The following is a 6,709-nucleotide window of genomic DNA, read 5'->3' on the forward strand; positions in this document are numbered from 1 at the left end:
CCCGGTGACGGTGCGGATGGCTGCGATCAGCCTCTTCTCCTCGCCGGGCCAGGCGGCGAGTTGCACGATCGAGCCCGGCCTCGCCTCGGTCAGGATGATCTCGACGCCATGCTCGAAATTGCCGTGCGAGCCGACGTGAAATTCCGGCTCAAGCGGGGATTGGTGCTCAACCATGCATGCGGCTCCCGTCCGGATCGAAGAAGTGGTTGGAGACGATCTCGACCGGTCCGAACCGGTTGCGCAAGGGATCGGAGACGTGGGCGCGCGTGCCGTGCCGTGCCTTGCCGCCCTCGACCAGCGCCAGCGCGATATGTCTGCCGAGCGCCGGCGAATAGCAGCAGGCGGTGATATGGCCGATGGAGTCGTGCGGATTGGCTTCGTCAACCTCCTCGACGATGTGGGCGCCACCGTTGAGCGGCCGGTTATCGAGGGCGATCAGGCCGACCAGTTCGAGGCGGTCCGATGCGATCAAGCCTTCGCGGTCCATCATCGCCGAGCCGATGAACGGCTTCTTCTTCGACAGCATCCAGTCGAGATGCAGGTCGCGCGCCGTGGTGCGGCCGTCGATCTCGGCGCCGGTGACATGGCCCTTTTCGATGCGCATGGTGCCCAATGCCTCAAGACCGTAGGTGACCAGCCCGAACGGCTTGCCGGCTTCGACAAGCGCTTTCCAGACATGGGTGCCATGGCCGGCGCCGGAATAGACCTCGAAGGCCATTTCACCGGAGAAGGACAGCCGGCAGATCATCACCGGCACGCCTGATATTTCGCCGCGCACGATGCCCATGAAGGGCAAGGTGGCGTTGTCGACCGACGTGCCGGTGACACAGGCGGCGAGGATCTGCCTGGCCTTCGGGCCGCCGATCGCGGCACCTGCCCATTCGTCTGTCACCGAGGTGACGTGGACTTTCAGGTCCGGCCAGATCACGTCGAGGAAATATTCCAGATGCTGCATCACCTTGCCGGCGTTGGCCGTGGTGGTGGTCATCAGAAAATCCTGCTCGCCGAGCCGCCAGGTGGTGCCATCGTCGAAGGCGAGGCCGTCCTCGCGCAGCATCAGCCCGTAGCGGGCCTTGCCGACGGCCAGCGTCGAAAACATGTTGGTGTAGACGCGGTCGAGGAATGCGGCGGCATCAGGGCCTTGCACCGCGATCTTACCCAGTGTCGAGACATCGACGATGCCGGCGCTTTCGCGCGTCGCCTTGGCTTCGCGCACATAGGCCTGCTCGACCGTTTCGCCTGAAAGCCCATAGATCATCGGCCGGTACCAGAGGCCGGCGGAATACATCGTCGCGCCATTGGCCAGATGCCAGTCATGCATCGGCGTCAATCGTTCTGGCTTCAGGTCGCCAAAACGCTCGGCAGCCAGCGAGCCGATCGACACCGGAGCAAAGGGCGGCCGGAAGCGTGTCGTGCCGACCTCGGGGATCGGCTTGCCCAGCGCCTCGGCCATGATGGCAAGGCCAGGCACGTTGGAGCTCTTGCCCTGGTCGGTCGCCATGCCGAGCGTGGTGTAGCGCTTGAGATGCTCGACCGAGACAAAGCCTTCCCGGTGAGCCAGCCGCACGTCCTCGGCCGTGACGTCGTGCTGGAAATCGACAAAGCTCTTGCCCTTGGCCCTGATCTCGAACACCGGGGCGGGGTCGGGATCGCCAGGCACTGCTTCGACGGTCGGCAGCATGGACGGTGTGCTCTGCCCGCCTGCGGCGGCGAGGCCGGCGGCGCGGCCTTCGGCGATGGCTTCGGCCGTCGAGAAGCTTCCGGTGAAGGCGCCTGCGCCGATCCAGCTCTGTGTCGGCTTTGGCGGCAGGAAAGCCTGCCGCGCGGCGTTCCATTCTGCCTTGGCGCCGGCCTGGCTGGCCAGATGGATGGTCGGCGACCAGCCGCCGGACATCAGCAGGCAATCGGCATGGATACTGCGCGCATCACCGATGAGTGCCCCATTGGCCATGTCGAAGCGCTGCAGCTTGAGGCCGGACAGCGCCTTGCCGCCTTCGGTGGCGACGACGGCATGGCCGGCAAAGATCTCTGCCTCGGCTTCCGCGGCCAGCTTGCGCATCTCCGGCGAAAGTTCCGGCCTGACATCGGCGATGGCGACGACCGCGGCGCCGGCCTTCTTCAAGGCGACAGCCGCCCGATAGGCGCTGTCATTGTTGGTGAACAACGCGATCCGCTCGCCCGGCAGCACGCCGAATTCGTTGGCATAGCGCTCGGCGGCATGCGCCAGCATCACGCCTGGCCGGTCATTGCCGGGGAAGATGAGCGGCCGCTCGAACGCACCAGTGGCCAGGACCACGGATTTGGCGCGGATCGCCCAATAGCGATGGCGCGGCTCGCCCTTGCCGGGGTGCTCCTTGTGGTCGCTGACCCGTTCGAGCGCCGCAAGCGTGTTGTTGTCGTAGTAACCCCACACCGTGGTGCGCGGCAGAAGCCGGACATTGTCGCGGCCTGCGAGCTGGGCGACGGTGCGCCGCGCCCAATCGGCGGCAGGCGCGCCATCGATCGTTTCCTCGGACCAGTTGGCCGAACCGCCGAAATGCGGCTCGAGATCGGCCAGCATGACGCGCGCACCCTGATCGGCGGCGGCCTTGGTGGCCATCAGGCCGGCCGGCCCCGAGCCGACGACCAGCACGTCGCAAAAGGCGTTCATGCGTTCGTAGCGGGCCGGGTCTTTCGCCGATCCGGCACTGCCGAGACCGGCTGCGCGGCGGATGAAGTGTTCGCAGAACATCCAGAAACGCGTGCCCTTGAGCGGGCCGAACACCGGTCCCATGAAGGTCTTGTAGTAGAACCCGGCCGACAGGATCTTGCCGCCGAGCTGGTTGACGGCGTTGATGTCCCAGGCAAGCGAGGGAAAGCGGTTCTGGCTGATGGCAACCAGCCCGTCATGGATCTCGACCATGGTCGCTGGAATGTTGGGCTCGCGAACCTCGCCCTTCAGCACCGTCACCAGCGCGTTGGGTTCCTCGACGCCTGCGGTGAGCAGGCCGCGTGGGCGATGGTATTTGAACGAACGCCCGTACAACGTGACGCCCTTGGCCAGCAGGGCTGACGCCAGCGTGTCGCCGGCATGGCCAGTGTAGGCCGTGCCGTCGAAGGTGAAGCGGATGGTTTTCAGCCGGTCGATGCGGCCGCCGGTGTCGGCGCGGCGCGGGCTCATGCCTTGTCCTCCGCCTTGTGGCGGGCGGCCGACCCATGATCGCCGCGCGCAAAGGCAACGCTGGAAATCTCATGCGTCAGCGTGTTGCGCACGACCTTGAGATGCGCGCGGCAGCCGCCGGAATGTTGCCAGATCTCATTGTGGTCGCCGGCCGGATTCAGCCGGTCATAGACATAGGCGTTCCACGCCTCGAAATTCTGCGAGGCGGGGTCGGGACGCTCACGATTGCCGTCACCCTGATAGGTGAACTCGATGACGTCGCGCGGGCCGCAATAGGGGCAAGTGATCAACATTGGACTCTACCTATTGCCTAATGCAGCCGCGGGTTTGCACCCTGGCCCTTGTCGTCGATTACCAGCCCGCGGTGGAAGCGGTCGAGCGTGAAGGGCGCGTTGAGGTCGTGCGGCTGGTCCTTGGCGATGGTCCAGGCGAAGCACCAGCCGGAAGCCGGCGTCGCCTTGAAGCCGCCATAGCACCAGCCGCAGTTGAGATACATGCCGGGCAGGGGGCCGGCGGTGATGATCGGCGAGCCGTCCATCGACATATCGCAAACACCGCCCCAGGAGCGCAGCATGCGCACGCGCGCGAGTCCCGGAAACAACGCCAGCATTTCACTCATCACCTCGTCGACGACAGGCAGATTGCCGCGCTGGGCGTAGCTGTTGTAGCCGTCGATGTCGCCGCCATAGATGAGGCCGCCCTTGTCCGACTGCGACATGTAGAAATGGCCCATGCCGAAGGTGACGACCGTGTCGATGAAGGGCTTCAGCGATTCCGTGACGAAGGCCTGCAGCACATGGCTCTCGATCGGCATCGTCTCGATGCCGGCCATCTGCATGACGCGTCCGGTGCTGCCGGCGACCGCCACGGCCACCTTCCTGGCGCGGATGTCGCCGCGCGAAGTGGTGACGCCTGATATGCGGTCGCCGTCGCGCAGGAAGCCGGTGACCTCGCAATTTTCGATGATGTCGACGCCGCGCCTGTCGGCGCCGCGCGCATAGCCCCAGGCCACCGCATCGTGGCGGGCGGTGCCGGCGCGGCGTTGCATCAGGCCGCCGACCACCGGGAAACGCGCGTTGTCGGAGATATCGAGCGCCGGAATCAGGCGTTTGATCTCAGTCTTCGTCATCAGTTCGGCATCGACGCCGAGATGGCGCATGGCGTTGCCGCGCCTTGCATAGTCGTCGAATTGGGCCGGCGTGTGCGCCAGGTTCAGGCAGCCGCGCTGCGAGAACATGACATTGTAGTTGAGCTCGTGCGACAGGTTCTCCCACAGCTTCATCGAGTGTTCGTAGAAGCGGGTGTTGGCAGGCAGCAGATAATTCGAGCGCACGGCCGTGGTGTTGCGGCCGACATTGCCGGAACCGAGCCAGCCCTTTTCCACAACGGCGACATTGGTGATGCCGTGTTCCTTGGCAAGATAATAGGCGGTCGCCAGCCCATGACCGCCGCCACCGATGATGATGACGTCATAGGACGCCTTCGGGTCAGGCTTGCGCCATGCCGGCTTCCAATCCTTGTTTCCCTTGAGCGCGTTCGCGAGCAGCGAAAAGGCCGAGTACTCTGCCATTGATGTCATCCGGTTCGGGCGATGCGGCAGACTATAGAGCAGGCCGCATCCGCAAAGCCAATATTGCGCCATCGCCTTTCGACTGGCCGACGCCCGGGATGGGATCACTCGGCGTGAGTGATCGGTTGGGGCCAATGATCGGATGGGCTCGCGATACGACGGCTTGCCCCATGATAGGGCCGTCTTTATCAAGGACAGGCTTTCAAATTGCCTTTGCCGCCGATGAGTCGCCAACAAATCATGCTTTTCCGATTGCTTCGTCTCATCCTGGTACTCACGCTGGTCGTTTCGGCGCCGCTTTCGTTTGAGGCGATGGCGCAAGCGCTCGGCCAGGGCTCGGCCGGTTTGGTCACCGATCAGCAAAAGGTCATCCAGGATCTAACGGCCAAGACGGACGATCTCGAGAAGAAGATACAGCAGGACGGTGAGGACGATGCCTCACTCGTGGAGATCCGTCTGCAGCTGGAGGACCTGTCGCGGGCGGCACTCACCAGTGCGCTGGTATTCCGCTCGCGGCTCACCGAGATCAACAATCGCATCGAGGTGCTGGGTCCTCCACCGGCGGTGGGCCAGCCGCAGGAGCCCGACATAGTGACGGGCGAGCGTCAGGCGCTTGCATCGGAAAAGGCCGAGATCAACGCGGTCGTTGCCAGCGCACAGAACCTGTCGATCCGCATCAGCGGGCTGATCGACAAGATCGGCAATATGCGCAGCGAGCTGTTCCGCAATCTTTTGACCAAGCGCTACGTGCTGTCGGATGCGCTGAGCCCACAGGTGTTTTCCGACGCCCGCGACGAGTTCGGCAATCTCTACAAGGCGGTGTCGTCCTGGTTGAGCTTTGCCTTCAAGTTCAAGTTCCAGGCGATCCTGGCGGCAACCTTCGTGGCGCTCGGGCTGGCGCTGGTGCTGCTGGTTGGCGGCAGGCGCCTGTTCGGGCGGGTGTTCGAAGCCGACCCCACCAATGAGGACCCATCCTATCTCAGCCGCCTTTCGGTGGCCTTCTGGTCGACCTTGCTGCCGACGCTGGCGGTTGCCGCCTTTCTTGGATCGACGATTTTCTTTTTCAATTATTACAATGTGTTGCGCGGCGACATTGGGCTCTTCCTCAACGCGCTGGCGACCGTCATCGGCGTGGTGTTCTGCGTCAACCGGCTGACCAATGCGGCGCTGGAACCGCGGCTGCCGAACTGGCGCCTGATCCCGGTCGAAACCGGGCCGGCGCGCTGGCTGGTGCGCCTGGCCACCGCCATGGCCGTGGTCATCAGCGTCAACACCTTCCTGTCGGTGATCAACGACAAGATGGGTTCGCCGCTGTCGCTGACCATCGCCCGCAGTTTCGGCGCCACCATCATCGTCGGCGTCATCCTGATCCTGATGGCGATGCTGAGGCCGTTCAAGGCGCGTGACGGAAGCTGGCGGCCGTGGCCGGCATGGCTGCGCTATACGGCGCTTGCGCTCGGTCTTTTCACCATCGTCGCGGCGCTGCTCGGTTACATCGGCCTTGCTCTGTTCGTTTCGTTGCAGGTCGTCGTTACCGGCACCGCGCTGATCACCGCCTATATCGGCTTCCTGTCGGCGCAGGCGATCGGCGAGGAGGGTGCTTTCGCCAACACCTCCGTCGGGCGCTGGCTGTCGGCCAATTCCAGCTACGAGGATACGGCCCTCGATCAGCTCGGCCTTGTCGTCAGCGTTGCCATCAATGTGATGATCGTGCTGGTGTTCCTGCCGCTGATCCTGCTGATGTGGGGTTTCCAGCCCGGCGATATCCAGGCTTGGGCCTACAAGCTCGCAACCGGGATCAACATCGGCTCGGTGACGATCTCGGTCACCGGCATCCTCTCCGGCATCGTCGTCTTCGTCATAGGCTATTTCCTGACGCGCTGGTTCCAGGGCTGGCTCGACGGCTCGGTCATGGCGCGTGGCAAGGTCGATACCGGCGTGCGCAACTCGATCAGGCTGGCGGTCGGCTATGCCGGCGT

Annotated in this window: 4 protein-coding genes; 1 reads left to right on the forward strand and 3 read right to left on the reverse strand. The window is 64.3% G+C overall.

What is annotated here, in order from left to right; all coding sequences use genetic code 11:
* Positions 1-166 precede the first annotated feature (166 nt).
* Genes EN955_RS33160 through EN955_RS33170 form a run of 3 tightly spaced genes read right to left on the reverse strand, consistent with a single transcriptional unit; the run spans position 167 to position 4,730 of the window.
* Positions 167-3,160, reverse strand: a complete 2,994-nt coding sequence (locus EN955_RS33160; protein ID WP_024501331.1) for a sarcosine oxidase subunit alpha — start codon at positions 3,158-3,160, stop codon at positions 167-169.
* Positions 3,157-3,453 carry a sarcosine oxidase subunit delta gene (locus EN955_RS33165; RefSeq protein WP_013531142.1) on the reverse strand — a complete coding sequence of 99 codons (297 nt, stop codon included), beginning with the start codon at positions 3,451-3,453 and terminating at the stop codon, positions 3,157-3,159. The genes EN955_RS33160 and EN955_RS33165 overlap by 4 nt, the downstream gene beginning before the upstream one ends.
* Before the next feature lie 17 nt (positions 3,454-3,470).
* Entirely contained in the window at positions 3,471-4,730 is a 1,260-nt protein-coding gene (locus EN955_RS33170) for a sarcosine oxidase subunit beta (protein ID WP_024501330.1), read from the reverse strand.
* A 240-nt stretch (positions 4,731-4,970) separates the two neighbouring features.
* Here EN955_RS33170 and EN955_RS33175 point away from each other — a divergent pair.
* Positions 4,971-6,709, forward strand: a 1,739-nt coding sequence (locus tag EN955_RS33175) for a mechanosensitive ion channel family protein (RefSeq protein WP_164769951.1), incomplete at its 3' end; no start/stop codon positions are given.

This window comes from Mesorhizobium sp. M7A.F.Ca.CA.001.04.2.1 (assembly GCF_003998485.1).
Classification (GTDB): Bacteria; Pseudomonadota; Alphaproteobacteria; order Rhizobiales; family Rhizobiaceae; genus Mesorhizobium; species Mesorhizobium ciceri.